The organism is Streptomyces yangpuensis, assembly GCF_024666385.1.
GTDB lineage: Bacteria > Actinomycetota > Actinomycetes > Streptomycetales > Streptomycetaceae > Streptomyces > Streptomyces yangpuensis.
The window spans coordinates 1,783,294-1,800,474 of record NZ_CP102514.1; the positions used below are offsets into that span (position 1 = coordinate 1,783,294).

Genomic DNA, 17,181 nt, shown 5'->3' on the forward strand with positions numbered 1-17,181 from the left:
CCCTCGCCCCGGTCAGGGCTTGATCAGTACCTTGAGCGCGCTGCGGTCGTCCATCGCGCGGTAGCCGTCCGGGACCTCGTCCAGGGACACCGCGCGGTCGAAGACGGGCGCCGGGTCGATCGCCCCGCTGAGCACGTCCTCCAGCAGCTCCGGGATGTAGGCGCGGACCGGGGCCACACCGCCGCGCAGGGTGATGTTGCGGTCGAACATGACGCCGAGGTCGAGGCCGGTGCCGCTGCCGTGCGGGACGCCGACGTAGCCGATGGCGCCGCCGTCGCGGGTGACGTTCACCGCCGTACGCATGGACTGCTCGGTACCGACCGCCTCGATGACGCAAGTAGCGCCGCGGCCGCCGGTCAGCTCACGCACGGCCGCCTCGGCGGCCTCGCCGCGCTCGGCGACGACGTCGGTGGCCCCGAAGAGCCGGGCGATGTCCGTACGGGCGGTGTGACGGCCCAGTGCGATGATCCGCTCGGCGCCGAGGCGCTTGGCGGCGAGGACGCCGCACAGGCCGACGGCGCCGTCGCCGACCACCGCGACCGTCGCGCCCGGGCGCACGCCCGCGCCCAGCGCGGCGTGGTGCCCGGTGCCCATGACGTCGGAGAGGGCGAGCAGACCGGTGAGCAGGTGGTCGTCGGAGACGGCCTCGGCGGGCAGCTTCACCAGCGTGCCGTCGGCGTGCGGGACGCGCACCGCCTCGCCCTGGCCGCCGTCGTGGCCGACCGAGCCCCAGAAGCCGCCGTGGTCGCAGGAGGTGTAGAGGCCCTCCTTGCAGTACTCGCAGGTGCCGTCCGACCACATGAAGGGCGCGACGACCAGGTCTCCGGCGCGCACGCCGGAGACGGCCGGGCCGGTCTCCTCGACGACGCCCAGGAACTCGTGGCCGATGCGCTGGCCCGGCCGGCGCTCGGCCTCACCGCGGTAGGCCCACAGGTCGCTGCCGCAGATGCAGGCGCGCAGGACGCGGACGACGGCGTCCTCAGGCCGCTGGATCGCAGCGTCGGGCACCTCCTCCACGCGTATGTCGTGCGGGGCGTGGATGACGGTGGCGCGCATGGTGGTGCAGTCCTCCGGCTCGAAATGGTTCAGTCTTGTACGACTGACGGCCGTCCTACGGTACGCCTGCCTCGCGGGTGGTCGCACCGGTCGCCAGCAGGTACTGGGCGGCCAGGTAGGTGGCCATGATCCAGAAGTCCGGGCGGGGCAGCTGCGGCCATTCCGCGACGCCGGTGGCGATGAGGGTGTCGGACAGCAGGAACAGCGCACCGCCGATGCCGGCCCGCAGGCCGAGGGCACTGGAGCGGAAGGCCATGGCGGTGAGCAGCAGGCTGTAGCCGGCCACGGGGATCCGCAGGTCGGCGGGCAGGTCGCCCCAGAGCAGGGCGACGGTGCCGAGCAGGGCCAGGGTGTAGGCGCCCCCGAGCAGCGGGTTCGCGGGCCGCTTGCCGAAGAGGACGAGGTAGCAGACGTGTCCGAGGGCGAAGGAGCCCATGCCGACGAGGAAGGCGGCCTCGGCGTCGAAGAGCAGGGCCAGGTCCCCGCCCCAGCCGAACAGCAGCGCGGCGACCAGCAGCCGGGGCGCGCCGCGCGTGATCACGTACCCGACGAGCAGCGGCATCAGCAGCGGCTTGGCGATGACGTGCCCGAGGTGCCAGTCGGCCAGCAGGGAGACGAGGTCCGCGGCGGCGGCCACGGCGAAGGCGGCGAGGGCGATACGGCCGAGCCGGGCCCGGCCGGGTGCGGTCCGGCCGGCGGCCCAGGAGGGGGCGGGCCGGCCGGTGGACTCTGCGGTGCTCACGCGGTGCTCTCCTGTACGGCCGGGTCGGCGGCGGGCGCGGCGGCGGCCTTGGCCGCCGGGGTCGCGTCGGCGGGCACGGCGGCCGGGGCGGGCGCGTCGGCAGCCGGGGTCGCGGTGGCGGGCTGCCAGCCGGGGCCGCGGAAGACCCGGCCGGCCCGCTCGCTCCAGCTCCGGGCGGCGCGTACGTCCCGCGCGATGGCGGCGTACTCGTGGGTGGCCACGCGCAGCGGGTTGTAGGTGTTGATGTTCTTGGTGAGCCCGTAGACGGGCTTGTCGGTCTCGCCCACCCAGGAGCCGAACATCCGGTCCCAAATGATCAGGATGCCGCCGTAGTTGCGGTCCAGGTAACCGCCCTGGGAGGCGTGGTGGACGCGGTGGTGGGACGGGGTGTTGAAGACGTACTCGTAGGCCCGCGGCAGCTTCCCGATCCGCTCGGTGTGGACCCAGAACTGGTAGAGCAGGTTGATGCCGTAGCAGAACGGGATCACGGCCGGGTGCACGCCGACGGCCACCATCGGCAGGTAGAACCAGTACGTCGTGGCACTGGTCCAGGGCTGGCGCAGAGCGGTGGTGAGGTTGAACTTCCGGCTGCTGTGGTGGACCACGTGACAGGCCCACAGGATGCGGATGACGTGGTGGCCGCGGTGCTGCCAGTAGTAGAGGAAGTCCTGGGCGAGCAGCATCAGCGGGATGGTCCACCACAGCAACGGCACGCGCAGCGGGGTCAGTTCGTAGACGGCGGTGAAGACCGCGACCACCGGGATCTTCCAGAGGAGGTCGAAGCCGATGCTGCCGAGCCCCATGCCGATGCTGGTGACGGCGTCCTTGGTGTCGTATCCGGCCGCGTCGTCGTCCGGATGGAGCCGGTAGCTCACCAGCTCGATGACGGTGAGCAGCACGAAGGCGGGTATGGACCACAGCACGACATCGGGCAGGTTCGGCATGTCCGCACCATAGAGGCGCCTTCGGGGCCGCCGCTAGAGGTTGTTACCGATCGGTATCCATCGAGGTTACCGACGGTTCGGGGAGGGTGGGGAATGACGGGTTCCGAGACGGTTCTCTTACGGGTCGCAGGTGCGGCCGGCGACGCCTTCGCCGCGCTGGGCCCGCTGGACGCGGACACCCTCTTCACGGCGGACCTGGACCCGGACACCCTGGCGGCGACGATGCCGCCGGCCCCACCCGGCCCGGGCGAAGCGGCCGAGGCCCTGTACGGGCGGCTGGTCCGGCGCACGGGCCGGCTGGAACGGCACATGGACCGGATGGCCGCGCGGCCGGCCCCATCGGCGGAGTCGGAGGCCCACCGCTTCGAGCAGAAGTACGCGCAGTACGTGGCGTTCGTCCTGCGCCTGCGCGCCTTCACCACGGCGGAGGCACTCCCCCTGCCGGAGGAGTTACTGAAGGCGGCGGGCGTGCCGCCGACGGCTCCCGCCGGCTGGGCCGAGGACCTGACGACTCGGCGCCAGGGTCGAGGCCGACGGCCTGGGCGGGATCCCGCCCGAGCGGATCAAGCGGCTGAGCCCCTGGTGAACCGCCCCGGCGGGAGCCGTGCGTCACCAGACGCGGACCGAGCCGCCCCTGGCGAAGGCCGGGCTGGTGGCGGCCGGGGGGATCTCCGTCAGGGGTTCGGCGATCTCCGAGACGCGGGGGCCGTGTCGCGCGGCCAGCGCGTCCAGCAGGGTGAGGTCGAAGCCGTACACGCGGGCCGCGTTGCCGCCGGCCATCGCGGCGACCTCGTCCCGCGGGAGGCCCGCGTAGGCGATGCGGAGGCCTTCGCGGGAGTACGGGGTGGTGCCCTCGTCGTGGGGGTAGTCGCTGCCCCACATGATCTTGTCGAGGCCGATCCGGTCCCGCAGCGGCACCTCGTGGGGGCGCATGAAGCTCGCCCCCACGAAGCAGTTGTCCCGCCAGACCTCGCTCGGGCCCTTGCCCATCGCCTCGGCGAGGCCCGCCCCGAACTTGGACTCGGCGGTGGAGGAGGCCGCGACCAGGCGGCCGTGGTAGTAGTCCAGCATCTCCAGCACACCCGGGATCCAGCCCGAGCCCTGCTCCGTCAGGACCAGCTTGAGACCCGGGTGGCGACGGAACGCCCCGCCGAAGACGAGGTGCCACAGGGCGCGGTGCGAGAACCAGGTGGTCTCCACCATGAAGACCGCCCGGGCCGCCGGTTCGTCGCCGAGCGGCGGCGAGGCCGAGCCGCCGTGGTGGTTGACCGGGACGTCCAGTTCGTCGCACACCGCCCAGAGGGGGTCGTACGCGGCCGAGTACAGCTCGGGAACCGTGGAGCCGGGCGGCACCCCGGGGAGCAGGATCCCGCCCGTCAGGCCCGCCTCCTTCGTGCGGCGGATCTCCTCCACCGCCGCGTCGACGTCGTTGAGGAGGATCTGCGCGACCCCCGCCCGCCGGCCCGGCGCGTCCGCGCAGAAGTCCGCCAGCCAGCGGTTGTGGGCCTGCAGGCCGGCCCAGCGCATCGCGTACTCGGCGGCCGTCGGCGGCTGGGCCATCAGGGAGGCCTTGGGGAAGAACGGCGGGATGGTGTTGGGGAAGACGACCTCGGCGACGATGCCGTCGGCCTCCAGCTCCGCCAGGCGCCGCGCCGAGTTCCAGTTGCGGTCCGCCGTGTCCGCGAGGAGGTCCTCGTAGGGGTTGACGTACGTGGCGGCCCAGGCGTCGAAGTCGTCGTGGTACCGCTTCTCCAGGTACGGCTTGTAGTCCAGAAGGTCGGCGCCGGCGTGGCAGTCCGCCGAGATCACCGTGTAGCGGTCGTCGCCGGTCATCGCGCGACCCCCAGGACCGGGAAGTCGTGGTCCGTCAGCCAGTGCCGGCCCACCTCGCGCGAGCGTGCCCAGGAGGCCGCCACCGCCGCCTGGTCCGGGGACTGGCCCAGCTCGGCCGGGGTGGGGCCGATCCGGCGGGCGATCGGGGCCAGCTTCGCGGTGTCGAAGCCGAAAACCTCGGCCGCGGCGAGCCCGAGCATCCGCCGGGTCTCGTCGACCGGGATGTCGTGGAAGGTCCGGCGCAGCCAGTTCCGGGTGTCGGGCCAGGTGCCCTCGGGGTGCGGGAAGTCCGAACCCCACAGGATGTTGTCGACGCCGATCTCGTAGCGCTGGGCCAGTTCGCGCCGCTTGGTGTTCGTCGCGCAGACGAAGACCTGGCGGTCGAGGTACTCGCTCGGCGGCCGCTTCAGCTCCTCGAAGGGCGAGAGCTTCTTGCCGCCGTGCGCGCCGAGGTAGAGCCGGTCCATGAACCACAGCTGGTTCGGCAGCCACCAGCAGCCCGACTCGGCGACCCCGAAGCGCAGGCCCGGGTGCCGCTCGAACACCCCCGACCAGAGCAGGAACCACAGCGGGCGGGCCGGCCACCAGGTGACCTCGGAGACGAAGATGCCCAGGTGGTCGCCGTACTCGTGGCGCGGCGACGAGCCGGAGTGGGTGACGATCGGCATCCGGGTCTCGGCCGCCGCCGCCCAGACGGGGTCGTAGCGGCGGTCGTGGTAGGGCGCCTTGTCCACCCACATGGCGGGGATCATCAGCGCGCCCAGCCCGGACTCCCTGGCCCGGTGGATCTCGGCGACGACCTTGGCCGGCTCGCCCGTGATGGGCAGCAGCGCGACGCCGCAGTGGCGTTCGGGGGTCTGCGAGACGAACTCGGCCAGCCAGCGGTTGTGCGCCTGCGCGCCCGCCATGCCGAGCTCGGGGTCCTGGTCGCCGGAGAGTCCGAGGCCCACGCCGAAGGGGGCCGCGGTCTGGCTGTCGACGGCGTCCGCGTCGGGGAAGACGACCTCGGCGGCCACGCCGTCGCCGTCGAGTTCCTTCAGCCGCTGCCCCGTGTCCCAGCCTCCCCGAAGGCCCTCCTCGTGATCGTGGAACCACTTCTCGGCGAAGGCCTCGTTGCGGACGCCCAGCCGGGTGGCCTCCGCGCGGCGGGCGTCGCGCTGGCCGAGGAACTCGTCGAACTGGCGGTGGAAGCGGGAGTCGAGGTAGGGACGGTACTGCTCCGTCGGCAGGCCCGCGTGGCAGTCGGAGGAGATGATCAGGTACGGGTCTTCGTACGGGGCGTCGCTCGTGGTGCCGCTCGTGGTGCCGCTCACGGTCCCACTCGGGATGTCGCTCGTCGTGTCGCTCGTGGTGTCGCTCATGGCGGACGCTCCTCAGTCGAGGATGAAGCTCTCCAGGTAGGCGGGGTCGGCGCGGTCGAGCATCGACTGCGACCGGGCGCGGATCTGCCGGTCGCTGTGCTCGCTCGGCGGCAGCATCCAGAAGCGGTCGGCGCGGATGCCGTCGACGACGTGCTCCGCGACCTCCTCGACCGGGGTGAAGTTCACCTCGTGGCCGGCCTGCTTCATCGCGGCCTCGTACTGGTCGAGGCTGCGGTACGGGGTCCTGCGCGGGCGCTCCTTCGCGTACCGCTCGGGCCGGTTGCGGTGGGACTCCCACAGCCCGGTGCGCAGCATGTGCGGTCCGGGGAAGAGCACGGAGGCGCCGACGGCCGCGCCCTCCGCCTTGAGGTGGGCGTAGAGGGACTCGGTCATGGTGACCACGGCGGCCTTGGTGACGGCGTACACGGAGGCGGTGGGCAGCGGGGCGATGCCGCCGTCGGCGGAGGAGGTGTTGACGACGTGGCCGGGGGCGCCGCCGGCGATCATGCGGGGTATGAAGGCCTGGATGCCGTGGAAGACGCCCCACACGTTGACGGAGAAGGCCCACTTCCAGTCGTTGGGCTCGTGCTCCCACATCCGGCCCTCGGCGCCGGAGCCGACGCCCGCGTTGTTGCAGAGGACGTGGACGGCGCCGAAGGCCTCGTACGCCGCGTCGGCGAGGGCGAGGACGGAGTCGCGGTCGCCGACGTCGACGGTCCGGGCGAGGACCCGCGCCCCGTCCGCGGCGAGTTCCGCGGCGGCCTTGCGCAGGGCGGCCTCCTCGACGTCGGCGAGGACGACCGTCAGCCCTTCCGCGGCGAAGCGGCGGGCCATGGCGAGGCCGATCCCGCCGGCGGCGCCGGTGACGACGGCCGTCTGTCCCGGTGCGAGCCGCATCTCACAGGCTCCCTTCCGGCGGGCCGTCGAGGATCTGCAGGGGGTCGTCGTAGCGCTGGTGGATGTACGGGAGCAGGGCCCGGGCGCTGACCCGCTCGACGACCCGGCCCTGCTGGTCGGTGGTCTTCTCGCCGATGGTGATCTCCACGAGGCGGCGGACGGGAAGGTCCGCGACCGGATCGAACATCGACTCGCGCAGGACGACGTCGCCGGTGACGTGCTCCAGCCTGCGGACCTTTTCGTTGCGGACGCAGTGCACGAGGACCGGGTCCACGTCGAAGCCCGAACCGTCCACGGCCGGGAGGAACTTGAAGTAGAAGTCGGTCTTGCGGGTGGGTTCGGGCAGCGGGAGCGCGCGGTCCACGGCGCCGCGCACCTCGACGAAGGCGATCCCGTGCCGGGCGAGCGCGGCGCGTACGACGAGGCCGTCGCGCTCGACGGTGACCTCGCCCAGTTTCTTCGGTTCGCCGAAGACCTCGCGGCCGCCGGTCAGGGCGCGCTCGTGGGTCATCGGCATGACGAGCGGATACCAGCCCTCCACCCCGTCGTGCCGGGCGGCGACGGCCACCGAGCCGGCGCCGAGCGGGTAGCCGGGCAGGTCGACCTTGCTGATGTTGGCCCGTACGAGGGGCCGCTCGGCCGGTTTGAGCGGCGGCGGCAGGACCGCGGCGACCACGTCCGGATCGGTCTCCCAGAGGGCCACCACGCCGGTGGACCAGATGTCGGGGAGCTTGGAACTCTTCTCGCGCGACGCGGCGATCTCGGCCTCGCCGCGCGCTCCGTACCGTACGCGTGCCATGTCTCGCACCACCTCTCGGTTCGGGTCTGTAACACAGTTACACCGCTGCCGATGAAGGGTAAAGACCCCTGCACGCACCAGAACTGACGCATCGACAGATCGGCGGACCGCAGACATGGCCCGATCCTCGCTGACCCGCGACGAGGTGCTGGACGCCGCCGCGTCCCTGGTCAGGCAGCGCGGTCCGGCCGCCCTCACGATGCGGGGGCTCGCCGCCGAGCTGGGCACCGCGGTGACGTCCATCTACTGGCACGTCGGGAACCGCGAATCGCTGCTCGACGCCCTCGTGGAGCGGACCGTGCGGGAGATGGGCGCGATCCGGCCGGCCGGGCGCACCCCGTCCGAGCGGATCCTCTCGGTGGCCCGGATCCTGCGCCGCGAACTGCGCGGGCGCCCGCACCTGATCGCGATGGTCCACGAACGCGGACTCACGGAGCGGATGTTCCTGCCGGCGCAGCAGGCGCTCGTCCACGAGGTGCACGCCGCGGGGCTGCGCGGCGCCCGGGCGGCCGACGCGGTGCGCGCCGTGCAGTTCCAGATCGTCGGGTTCCTCCTGGTCGAGCGCAACCGCGAGCGCTCCCCCGCCCAGCACCCGGCCGAGAGCGAGCTGTGGGACCCGGCCGCGGCACCCGACGACCCGGCCCTCGCCCGGGCGCTGGGCCGGCCCGCGGATCCGGAGCGGCTCTTCCTGCTGTCCGTACGCGCCCTGGTGACGGCCCTGCTGGCACCGCCGCCCCAGGCTCCGGGAACCGCGCCCCGGGCTCCGCGAACCGCCCGGTGAATCGGACCGCGCCGCGACGCGGCCGCTTTCCCGCCGGGGCCCGTCGACGGTTGCGGGCTCGAACAGCCGCCCGCCGGGGACCTGGTGTCCGCCCTGGGCTGACCCAGGGTGGGCCCGCGGTGTCAGTCCGTGCCGATATCCTCTGTGACCATGCTCGACGACCGTACGACCGCAGAGACGACGTGGCCGACCGCCTACCCCCAGGGGTACGCGGTCGTCGACGTGGAGACCACCGGGCTCGCGCGCGACGACCGGATAGTCTCCGCCGCCGTCTACCGGCTCGACGCACAGGGCAACGTGGAGGACCACTGGTACAGCCTGGTCAACCCGCAGCGGGATCCGGGCCCGGTGTGGATCCACGGCCTGACGAGTGACGTGCTCGCCGGTGCGCCCCTCTTCAAGGACATCGCCGAGGAGTTCGCCGGCCGGCTCGCGGACCGCGTGCTGGTCGCGCACAACGCCATCTTCGACTGGCAGATGATCGCCCGGGAGTACGCGCGGGCGGAGACCACCGCGCCGGTCCGCCAGCGGCTGTGCACCATCGCCCTGTCGAAGGAGCTGAACCTCCCGCTGCCCAACCACAAGCTGGAGTCGCTGGCCGCGCACTTCGGTGTGGTCCAGCAGCGCGCCCACCACGCGCTCGACGACGCCCGGGTGCTCGCGGAGGCCTTCCGCCCGTCGCTGCACGCGGCGGCGCAGGGCGGCGTACGGCTGCCGCTGCTGGAGTGCCGGCCGCTGACGGAGTGGTCGGACTCGGCCGCCGCCCCGCGCGTCGGCCACCAGGCGTCGTACCGGGGCGGCGGCAGCTGGCGGCCCTCGCGCAGGCGGCCGGCGTGCCCGCATCCCAACCCGGGGCGCTTCGAGGACGGCAAGCCCCTCAAGCAGGGCATGCGGGTCGCCTTCTCCGGCGACACCTCGGTGGAGCGGGAGCTGCTGGAGGACCGGGCGATCGAGGCGGGCCTGCACGTCGCGACGAGTGTGTCGCGGCTCACCAGCCTCCTGGTGACGAACGACCCCGACTCGGCGACCTCGAAGACGGTCAAGGCGAAGTCCTTCGGCACCCCCGTCGTCGACGAGGCGGCCTTCACGCAGTTGCTGCGGGACGTGGCCCCGGCCGGGGAATGAGCGGACCGGCCGCCGGCCGTTGCGCCGGGCGGGTGTCCGCGCGGCGACTCACCAGGGTGGATCTTGTTCCGCCGCTCCGCCGTGCGCAGCATGCCGCGCATGGCACGTTGTGAGGTCTGCGGAAACGATTACGGCATGTCCTTCGAGGTTCATGCCCAGGGAGCGGTCCACGTCTTCGACTGCTTCTCCTGCGCCATCCACCGCATGGCGCCCATCTGCGAGCACTGCCGCGTCCAGATCATCGGACAGGGCGTCGAGGTCGAGGGCCAGTGGTACTGCGGCGGGCACTGCGCCCGCGCGGAAGGGAAGGTGGGCATCGTCGACCACGTCTGACCGCCGCCGTCCCGGCCCGGCGACCACGTCCGGCCACTGCCGTCCCGACGCGGCGCCCCTGTCCGGCAGCCGCCTTCCCCACCCCGCGACCCCGGAGGGCCCTACCCGGCCACCGGGGTCCTCGTCGGCCGGGGTACCGTCGTGGGCGTGTACCGCTTTGTGCTGACCCGGCAGTGGGTGTGCCTCACCCTCATCGCCCTCGTCCTCATCCCCGTGATGATCAGGCTCGGGTTCTGGCAGTACCACCGCCATGTGCACCGGGTCGCGCAGAACCAGCTGATCGAGGCGAACCTGCGGGCGAAGCCCGTCCCCATGACGGAGGTCACCTCCCCCGGCCACAAGGTCCCCCGTGCCGACTTCTGGCGCGCCGTCACGGCGACCGGCACGTACGACTCCGCGCACGAGGTGGTCGTACGGATGCGGACCTCGAACGACGACAAGGTCGGTTTCCACGTCGTGACCCCGCTCGTCCTCGCCGACGGCCGGGTGGTGCTGGTCGACCGCGGCTGGGTCGCGGGCGGCGGCGACCCGCGCGCCTACCCGCCGGTGCCGGCCGCGCCCGCCGGCGAGGTCACCGTCACCGGCCGGCTGAAGGCCGACGAGACGAGCGGCGGCAGCGGCATCAAGGACCGCAAGGGCCTGCCCGACCGTCAGGTGATGCTGATCAACAGCGGGCAGCAGGCGGAGTCCCTGGGCCGGCCGGTCCTCGGCGGGTACCTGGAGCTGACCGATCCGGCTCCGGACGGCGGGCCCGAGACCGTCGCCGACCCCGACCACGACTCGATCGGCGCCCACATGGCGTACGCGGTCCAGTGGTGGCTGTTCGCCGCCGCGGTGCCGGTCGGCTGGCTGGTCCTCGTACGGCGCGAGAAGCGCGACCGCGAGGAGGCCGCGGCCCGGGCCGAAGCCACCGAGCAGGAGCCCGCGACGGCGTAGCGTGTCGGGCATGGATCTTGGACTGAAAGACCGTGTATACATCGTCACCGGGGCCTCGCGCGGCCTCGGCTTCGCCTCCGCCCGGGAACTGATCGCCGACGGCGCGAAGGTCCTGGTGACGGGCCGGGACGAGAAGCGGGTGGCCGAGGCCGCCGCCGAACTCGGCCCGAACGCCGCCGCCGCGGCCGCGGACAACGCGGACCCGGCGGCCGCCGGACGGCTCATCGCCGCCGCGCACGAGCGCTTCGGCCGCCTCGACGGCATCCTCATCAGCGTCGGCGGCCCCGTCCCGGGCTTCGCCGTCGACAGCACCGACGAGCAGTGGGCGGCCGCCTTCGAGTCGGTGTTCCTCGGTGCGGTACGTCTGGCCCGGGCGGCCGCCGCGGTACTGGGCGAGGGCGGGGTCATCGGCTTCGTCCTGTCGGGCTCGGTCCACGAGCCGATCCCCGGCCTGACCATCTCCAACGGCCTGCGCCCCGGCCTGGCCGGCTTCGCGAAGTCCCTCTCGGTGGAACTCGGTCCGCGCGGGATCCGCGTCGTCGGCCTGCTTCCGGCCCGTATCGACACCGACCGGGTGCGGGAGCTCGACGCGCTGTCCGGCGATGCCGACGCCTCCCGTGCGGGCAACGAGTCCCGCATCCCGCTGCGGCGGTACGGCACCCCGCAGGAGTTCGGCCGCACGGCCGCCTTCCTCCTCTCACCGGCCGCCTCGTACCTGACGGGCGTGATGCTCCCGGTCGACGGCGGCTCCCGGCACGGCTTCTGAGCCTCCGTCGCGGCAGCCGCCCGGCGGCGGCTGCCGCGACGGCCGTCAGCTGACGCGGCGGGCGCGGTGGGAGGTCACCTTGAAGCGGGCCTCCGCCGGCAGTCCGGGGAGGTTCGCGGAGGCCCGGGCGTGGGTCAGCACCGGCCCCGCCAGTCCGGCCAGGGTGTCGGCCGGGACGGCGTGGGGCTCCAGCTCGACCGCCACCCGCAGGGCGGGCGAGCCGCGCCGCCCGCGCAGGACGGCCCGGCAGCCGGCGACGCCGTCCAGTGCTCCGGCCTCCGCGGCGACGGCGTCGGACAGGGCGCGCCCGCGGAGCAGGGCGTAGGCGCCGTCCCCGGTGTCCACGGCCACCGTCCGCAGCCGGGCGCGCTTGAGCTGGGCCAGCAGCCACCACAGGGCCAGCAGCAGGCACACGACGAGGGCGGCGATCAGCACCCACCAGGCCCAGCCCTCGGCGTGCAGGTACCGGCGCCGGTCGGCGGCGGTCAGCAGCGGCTCGGCGCGGCCCTTCAGCGGGGGTACGGCGGTCAGCAGGACGACCCCGGCCGCCAGCAGCACCGCGCCGGCCACCGCCAGCAGGGTCCGGTTCACGATCCCGGTCAATCCGCTCGCCTCCTGACCCGCAGACGCGGCCGCGGCGGGTGGACGAGGCCCAGTTCCTCGATGCCGACGGCGATCACCCGGTCCAGGTCGGCCCGTACCTCGTCCAGTTCGCGGAAGTGGGACGTGGCCCGCACCCGGACGCGGGAGCGGCCCATCCGGACCCGGGCGGACCGTACGCCGGGCACTTCCATGGCCCGGTCCCGCAGGACCTGGGCGGCGTCCTTGCGGCCGATCCCGGCGCGCAGCGGCGGGCCGGCCTCCGGCTCGCCGTCCCGGTCGGGGCCCCGCATCATCAGGATCCGGCGGATGCCGGGGGTGAAGGCGAGCAGCAGGAGCACCGCACCGGCGAGGGCCAGGACCCCGCCTGCCACCTGCACGCCCAGGTCGGCCGGGGTGTGGACCTCCAGCCGGTGGGCGAGTTCGCGGCGCCAGGCCATGGCGGGGCGGTCGGCCCGTACGGCGGCCAGGTCGTAGAGGAGGAGGCCGGCCGCGCCGAGCACGAGCAGGGCGACCAGGGCCGCGGGGATCCGGCGGGCGGACCGGAAGCGGTGCGCCGTCACCGCAGCCGCCGGTCCCGCCCGGCACCGGTCCGGGTGTGGGTGGAGTGCAGCTGCTCGATGTCGATGTCCACCTCGGGCACGGACATGTTCGCGTACTCCTGGACGCGGCGTACGACCCTGCTGCGTACGGCGGCGCACTGGGCCGCCAGGTCGGCGGGGTAGTCGAGCTCCACGCCCACCCGGACCCGCGCGATGTCGTGGTGCACGGTGACGGTGGCGTGCGGGGGTGCGCCGGAGCTGCCCGCGAGGGCCTCCCGAGCGGCCTGCGCCGCGATCTTGGCGACAACCCGGTCGGCGATACGGGTGGCTCCGCGGTCGGCGGCGGCCACCGCGGCCGGGGCGGTCCGCGCGCCGGCGGACGGGTCGGTGGGGCCCGGCGGGGGCGGGCCCGGCGGGGTGGCCTGCGGCAGGGGGCTCATCGCGGCTCACCTCCGCCGGTCTTCGCGGCGGCGGAAGAGGTCCCCGGGATCCAGGTCCCCGTCGAGGAAGCGGCCCGCGACGAAGCCGACGGCTCCGAGGGCCGCGACCAGCAGGAAGGCACCGAATCCGCCGAAATAGCCGGCGAATCCCAGGGCCATGCCGGCCAGCATGCAGGCGACCGCCATGCTCATGTGGAGGCTCCTCTCGGCTACTGGAGTCGGGACTCCGGCTCCTCGTCGGGCTCGTCGGGCAGCTTGACGTCGCCCACGGCGATGTTGACCTCGACGACCTCCAGGCCGGTCATGCGCTCGACCGCGGAGACGACGTTCTCACGGACGGCCCGTGCCACGTCACGGATCGACACGCCGTAGTCGACGACGATGTCCAGGTCGAGGGCGGTCTGGACCTCGCCGACCTCGGCCTTGACCCCGCGGGTGACCGCGGCCTTGTCGCCGCCGGGGACACGGTCCCGGACGGCGCCGAACGTACGGGAGAAGCCGGTGCCCAGGGCGTGCACGCCGACCACTTCCCGGGCGGCCAGTCCGGCGATCTTCTCGACCACCCCGTCCGCGATGGTCGTGCGCCCCCGGTCGCCGGGTGCCTTGTGGGAGCCCCCTGATGCGGTGTCGGTCATCGCGTGTCCCTTCACGTGTACGGACTCACTCCGCTCCACGGTAGGTGCACGGACGCGGGAAGGCGCCCCGGGACTACGCCGGTCGGCGTGCTCCCGGGGCGCCTTCCGGCACACGGTGGGGTCGGGGTCAGTCGGAGAGGCCCGCCAGGTCCCGCAGGCGGCGGGCCTGGGCCGCGCGCTCGGCGGCGCGCTGGTCGTCGTACGTCCGGGTCTGCGCGGCACGCAGCAGGGTCTTCGTCTCGATCACGGCGTCCCGCGGCGGGGCCAGCAGGGCGGTGGTGAGGTCCTGGACGGCGGCGTCGAGCTCGTCCGCCGGAACCACCAGGTTGGCGAGACCGACCCGCTCCGCCTCCTCGGCGTGCACGAAGCGGCCCGTCGCGCAGATCTCGAGCGCGCGGGCGTACCCGACCAGGGAGGCCAGCGGCTGGGTGCCGGCCAGGTCGGGGACGAGGCCCAGGCTCGTCTCGCGCATGGCGAACTGCACGTCGTCGGCGACCACGCGCAGGTCGCACGCGAGTGCGAGCTGGAAGCCGGCGCCGATCGCGTGCCCCTGCACGGCGGCGACGGAGATGATGTCGTTACGCCTCCACCAGGTGAAAGCCTCCTGGTACTCCGAGATCGTGGCGTCGAGCCGTTCGTCGGAACCGCGCGCCAGATCGAGGAAGGACGGCTCGCCCTCGAAGCCTTCGGGGGTGAACGCCTGCCGGTCGAGTCCGGCGGAGAAGGACTTGCCCTCGCCGCGCAGCACGACGACCCGGACGGTGCCCGGCAACGACCTGCCCGCCTCGGCCAAAGCCCGCCAGAGCGCGGGGGATTGGGCATTTCGCTTGGCCGGATTGGTCAGTGTCACCGTGGCGACCGTGTCGTCGACGATGAGTCGTACGCCGTCCTTGTCGAGCAGAGCCATCCGTGTGCCTCCGGTGTGCAGTCGGCCGCAAGCTCGGCCTAAGTGACTGCACAGTAACCACCCAGTCGACCGGGAGGCCGACCGGGGGTCACCGAAGGAAACGTCGGATCATGTGAGCCTTGAAGCCGTTGGAGCGTTGGATCCGATGGACCGGGGTCAGGCCGTAGCCGCCTTCTTGCCGCGCGTCGCGCCACCGCGACCACGCAGCGAAACCCCGGACTCACTGAGCATCCGGTGGACGAATCCGTAGGACCGGCCGGTCTCTTCGGCCAGCGCCCGGATACTCGCACCGGAGTCGTACTTCTTCTTCAGGTCTGCCGCGAGCTTGTCGCGCGCGGCGCCGGTCACCCGGCTGCCCTTCTTCAGAGTCTCGGCCACCCGTGCCTCCTCATGGGAAGTGCGCTCTGGACTTCTCATGATCACCCCTCCCCGGCTTCCTGGCCACCCATTCAGCAAGGTCGGTACGACGGCATTTCCCGAGCCGTGGACACCCGAGCAGAACGGAATCTCCCCTTCCGCTGCATGACTTCCGTCACACTTCACCGCCCTGCCCGTGAATCTCCTGGTCAGGGGCCGGGCCGGGGAAGATCGACGGCCCCGGTCGGGCACCTCCGTGGGTGCGGCCGGGGCCGTCGTACGACGCGCAACGGTACGAGACCGTCTCACTCAGATGATGGATCACCCCTGAGCCGAATGATCCATAAGGAACTGGATCAGGGCCGGGACGCCGTCCCGGCGTCTTCCGGCACCTCCCGGCGCCGCCGGGGCGGCGGTCAGGCGAGGGCCACCAGGTCCCGGTAGTCCGGGCCCCACAGGTCCTCGACACCGTCCGGGAGCAGGATGATGCGCTCCGGCTCCAGCGCCTCCACGGCGCCCTCGTCGTGCGTGACGAGGATGACGGCGCCCTTGTAGGTGCGCAGCGCGCCCAGGATCTCCTCGCGGCTGGCCGGGTCGAGGTTGTTCGTGGGCTCGTCGAGGAGCAGCACGTTCGCGGAGGAGACGACCAGGGTGGCCAGGGCCAGACGGGTCTTCTCGCCGCCGGAGAGGACTCCGGCGGGCTTGTCCACGTCGTCGCCGGAGAAGAGGAACGAGCCGAGCGTCTTGCGCACCTCGACCAGGTCCAGGTCGGGGGCGGAGGAGCGCATGTTCTCCAGGACCGTGCGGTCCGGGTCCAGGGTCTCGTGCTCCTGGGCGTAGTAGCCGAGCTTGAGGCCGTGGCCGGGGGTGACCTGGCCGGTGTCGGGCTGCTCGGTGCCCGCGAGCAGGCGCAGCAGGGTGGTCTTGCCCGCGCCGTTGAGGCCCAGGATGACGACGCGGGAGCCCTTGTCGATGGCCAGGTCGACGTCGGTGAAGATCTCCAGGGAGCCGTACGACTTCGACAGGCCTTCGGCGGTCAGCGGGGTCTTGCCGCAGGGCGCCGGGTCCGGGAAGCGCAGCTTGGCGACCTTGTCGGAGACGCGGACGGCCTCCAGGCCGGACAGCAGGCGCTCGGCCCGCTTGGCCATGTTCTGCGCGGCGACGGTCTTGGTGGCCTTGGCGCGCATCTTGTCGGCCTGCGAGTTCAGCGCCGCGGCCTTCTTCTCGGCGTTCTGGCGCTCGCGCTTGCGGCGCTTCTCGTCGGCCTCGCGCTGCTGCTGGTAGAGCTTCCAGCCCATGTTGTAGACGTCGATCACGGACCGGTTGGCGTCCAGGTAGAACACCTTGTTCACGACGGTCTCGACCAGGTCGACGTCGTGGGAGATCACGACGAAGCCGCCGCGGTAGTTCTTGAGGTAGTCCCGCAGCCAGACGATCGAGTCGGCGTCGAGGTGGTTCGTCGGCTCGTCGAGGAGGAGGGTGTCGGCGTCCGAGAAGAGGATCCGGGCGAGCTCGACGCGGCGGCGCTGGCCGCCGGAGAGGGTGTGCAGCGGCTGGCCGAGGACCCGGTCCGGGAGGCTGAGGGCGGCCGAGATGGTCGCGGCCTCGGACTCGGCGGCGTACCCGCCCTTGGTGAGGAACTCGGTCTCCTGGCGCTCGTACTGCTTGAGCGCCTTCTCGCGGGTGGCGCCGGAGCCGGTGGCGATGCGCTCCTCGTTCATCCGCATCTTCTTGATGAGGACGTCGAGACCGCGGGCCGACAGGATCCGGTCACGGGCCAGGACGTCGAGGTCGCCGGTGCGCGGGTCCTGCGGGAGGTAGCCCACCTCGCCCGAACGGGTGATGGAGCCGCCGGCGGGCTGGCCCTCCCCCGCGAGGCACTTGGTGAGGGTGGTCTTGCCGGCGCCGTTGCGGCCGACCAGGCCGATGCGGTCGCCCTTGGCGATGCGGAAAGAGGCGGACTCGATGAGGACGCGGGCGCCGGCGCGCAGCTCGATGCCGGTGGCGGTGATCACGGAAATACTCCAGGGCGGGTCGGGACGGCGGAAGGGGGCAGGACGCGAGGCTTCGACGCCGCTAATCCGCGAGGAGATTTGCCATGGGAGACATTCTACCGGTGGTGTGCAA

The 17,181-nt window shown here is 72.8% G+C and carries 20 protein-coding genes; 5 read left to right on the top strand and 15 right to left on the bottom strand.

The window, feature by feature from the left end:
• Positions 1 to 12: 12 nt before the first annotated feature.
• The 7 genes from NRK68_RS08220 to NRK68_RS08250 all read right to left on the bottom strand — a co-directional run bounded on the left by NRK68_RS08220 (position 13) and on the right by NRK68_RS08250 (position 7,632).
• Complete coding sequence (locus NRK68_RS08220) at positions 13 to 1,056, bottom strand: zinc-dependent alcohol dehydrogenase family protein (protein ID WP_183069616.1); 1,044 nt, start codon at positions 1,054 to 1,056, stop codon at positions 13 to 15.
• 55 nt (positions 1,057 to 1,111) lie between these two features.
• Complete coding sequence (locus NRK68_RS08225) at positions 1,112 to 1,798, bottom strand: lysoplasmalogenase (protein ID WP_373023490.1); 687 nt, start codon at positions 1,796 to 1,798, stop codon at positions 1,112 to 1,114.
• Positions 1,795 to 2,742, bottom strand: a complete 948-nt coding sequence (locus NRK68_RS08230; protein WP_183069614.1) for a sterol desaturase family protein — start codon at positions 2,740 to 2,742, stop codon at positions 1,795 to 1,797. The genes NRK68_RS08225 and NRK68_RS08230 overlap by 4 nt, the downstream gene beginning before the upstream one ends.
• Before the next feature lie 609 nt (positions 2,743 to 3,351).
• Positions 3,352 to 4,575 (bottom strand): amidohydrolase family protein, encoded by a 1,224-nt coding sequence (locus tag NRK68_RS08235; RefSeq protein WP_183069613.1) that lies wholly within the window; start codon positions 4,573 to 4,575, stop codon positions 3,352 to 3,354.
• A complete protein-coding gene (locus NRK68_RS08240; protein WP_257855485.1) occupies positions 4,572 to 5,936 on the bottom strand; it encodes an amidohydrolase family protein in 1,365 nt (454 codons plus the stop codon). The genes NRK68_RS08235 and NRK68_RS08240 overlap by 4 nt, the downstream gene beginning before the upstream one ends.
• A 12-nt stretch (positions 5,937 to 5,948) precedes the next feature.
• Positions 5,949 to 6,833, bottom strand: coding sequence for an SDR family NAD(P)-dependent oxidoreductase (locus tag NRK68_RS08245; RefSeq protein ID WP_257855486.1), 885 nt, complete (start codon positions 6,831 to 6,833; stop codon positions 5,949 to 5,951).
• Position 6,834: 1 nt separating this feature from the next.
• On the bottom strand, positions 6,835 to 7,632 hold the full coding sequence (locus NRK68_RS08250; RefSeq protein ID WP_257855493.1) for an acetoacetate decarboxylase family protein: 798 nt from the start codon (positions 7,630 to 7,632) through the stop codon (positions 6,835 to 6,837).
• A gap of 115 nt (positions 7,633 to 7,747) precedes the next feature.
• On the opposite strand from NRK68_RS08250, the gene NRK68_RS08255 reads away from it, so the two are divergent.
• The 5 genes from NRK68_RS08255 (at position 7,748) to NRK68_RS08275 (ending at position 11,573) form a co-directional block, all read left to right on the top strand.
• Entirely contained in the window at positions 7,748 to 8,413 is a 666-nt protein-coding gene (locus NRK68_RS08255; RefSeq protein ID WP_183069610.1) for a TetR/AcrR family transcriptional regulator, read from the top strand.
• 144 nt (positions 8,414 to 8,557) lie between these two features.
• Positions 8,558 to 9,538: a DEDDh family exonuclease gene (locus tag NRK68_RS08260; protein ID WP_183069609.1), complete on the top strand. Its 981-nt coding sequence runs from the start codon at positions 8,558 to 8,560 to the stop codon at positions 9,536 to 9,538.
• Positions 9,539 to 9,637: 99 nt separating this feature from the next.
• Positions 9,638 to 9,871 carry a metallothionein gene (locus NRK68_RS08265; RefSeq protein WP_007263378.1) on the top strand — a complete coding sequence of 78 codons (234 nt, stop codon included), beginning with the start codon at positions 9,638 to 9,640 and terminating at the stop codon, positions 9,869 to 9,871.
• 147 nt (positions 9,872 to 10,018) lie between these two features.
• A complete protein-coding gene (locus NRK68_RS08270) occupies positions 10,019 to 10,807 on the top strand; it encodes an SURF1 family cytochrome oxidase biogenesis protein (protein ID WP_257855498.1) in 789 nt (262 codons plus the stop codon).
• A 10-nt stretch (positions 10,808 to 10,817) separates the two neighbouring features.
• Positions 10,818 to 11,573, top strand: coding sequence for an SDR family oxidoreductase (locus NRK68_RS08275; protein WP_257855499.1), 756 nt, complete (start codon positions 10,818 to 10,820; stop codon positions 11,571 to 11,573).
• A gap of 45 nt (positions 11,574 to 11,618) precedes the next feature.
• Here the strand turns inward: NRK68_RS08275 and amaP are convergent, their stop codons facing one another.
• The 8 genes from amaP to NRK68_RS08315 all read right to left on the bottom strand — a co-directional run bounded on the left by amaP (position 11,619) and on the right by NRK68_RS08315 (position 17,069).
• Positions 11,619 to 12,176, bottom strand: a complete 558-nt coding sequence (amaP, locus tag NRK68_RS08280) for an alkaline shock response membrane anchor protein AmaP (protein ID WP_183069607.1) — start codon at positions 12,174 to 12,176, stop codon at positions 11,619 to 11,621.
• A complete protein-coding gene (locus NRK68_RS08285) occupies positions 12,173 to 12,736 on the bottom strand; it encodes a DUF6286 domain-containing protein (RefSeq protein WP_183069606.1) in 564 nt (187 codons plus the stop codon). Before NRK68_RS08285 ends, amaP begins: the two co-directional genes overlap by 4 nt.
• Complete coding sequence (locus tag NRK68_RS08290) at positions 12,733 to 13,155, bottom strand: hypothetical protein (protein WP_257855500.1); 423 nt, start codon at positions 13,153 to 13,155, stop codon at positions 12,733 to 12,735. Before NRK68_RS08290 ends, NRK68_RS08285 begins: the two co-directional genes overlap by 4 nt.
• 6 nt (positions 13,156 to 13,161) lie before the next feature.
• Positions 13,162 to 13,347: a hypothetical protein gene (locus tag NRK68_RS08295; protein WP_046775422.1), complete on the bottom strand. Its 186-nt coding sequence runs from the start codon at positions 13,345 to 13,347 to the stop codon at positions 13,162 to 13,164.
• 17 nt (positions 13,348 to 13,364) lie between these two features.
• Positions 13,365 to 13,790 carry an Asp23/Gls24 family envelope stress response protein gene (locus tag NRK68_RS08300; RefSeq protein WP_183069605.1) on the bottom strand — a complete coding sequence of 142 codons (426 nt, stop codon included), beginning with the start codon at positions 13,788 to 13,790 and terminating at the stop codon, positions 13,365 to 13,367.
• A gap of 127 nt (positions 13,791 to 13,917) precedes the next feature.
• Complete coding sequence (locus tag NRK68_RS08305; RefSeq protein ID WP_046775420.1) at positions 13,918 to 14,697, bottom strand: enoyl-CoA hydratase/isomerase family protein; 780 nt, start codon at positions 14,695 to 14,697, stop codon at positions 13,918 to 13,920.
• 156 nt (positions 14,698 to 14,853) lie between these two features.
• Entirely contained in the window at positions 14,854 to 15,075 is a 222-nt protein-coding gene (locus NRK68_RS08310) for a helix-turn-helix domain-containing protein (RefSeq protein WP_030010789.1), read from the bottom strand.
• 395 nt (positions 15,076 to 15,470) lie between these two features.
• Complete coding sequence (locus tag NRK68_RS08315) at positions 15,471 to 17,069, bottom strand: ABC-F family ATP-binding cassette domain-containing protein (RefSeq protein WP_030962157.1); 1,599 nt, start codon at positions 17,067 to 17,069, stop codon at positions 15,471 to 15,473.
• Between the last annotated feature and the right edge of the window lie 112 nt (positions 17,070 to 17,181).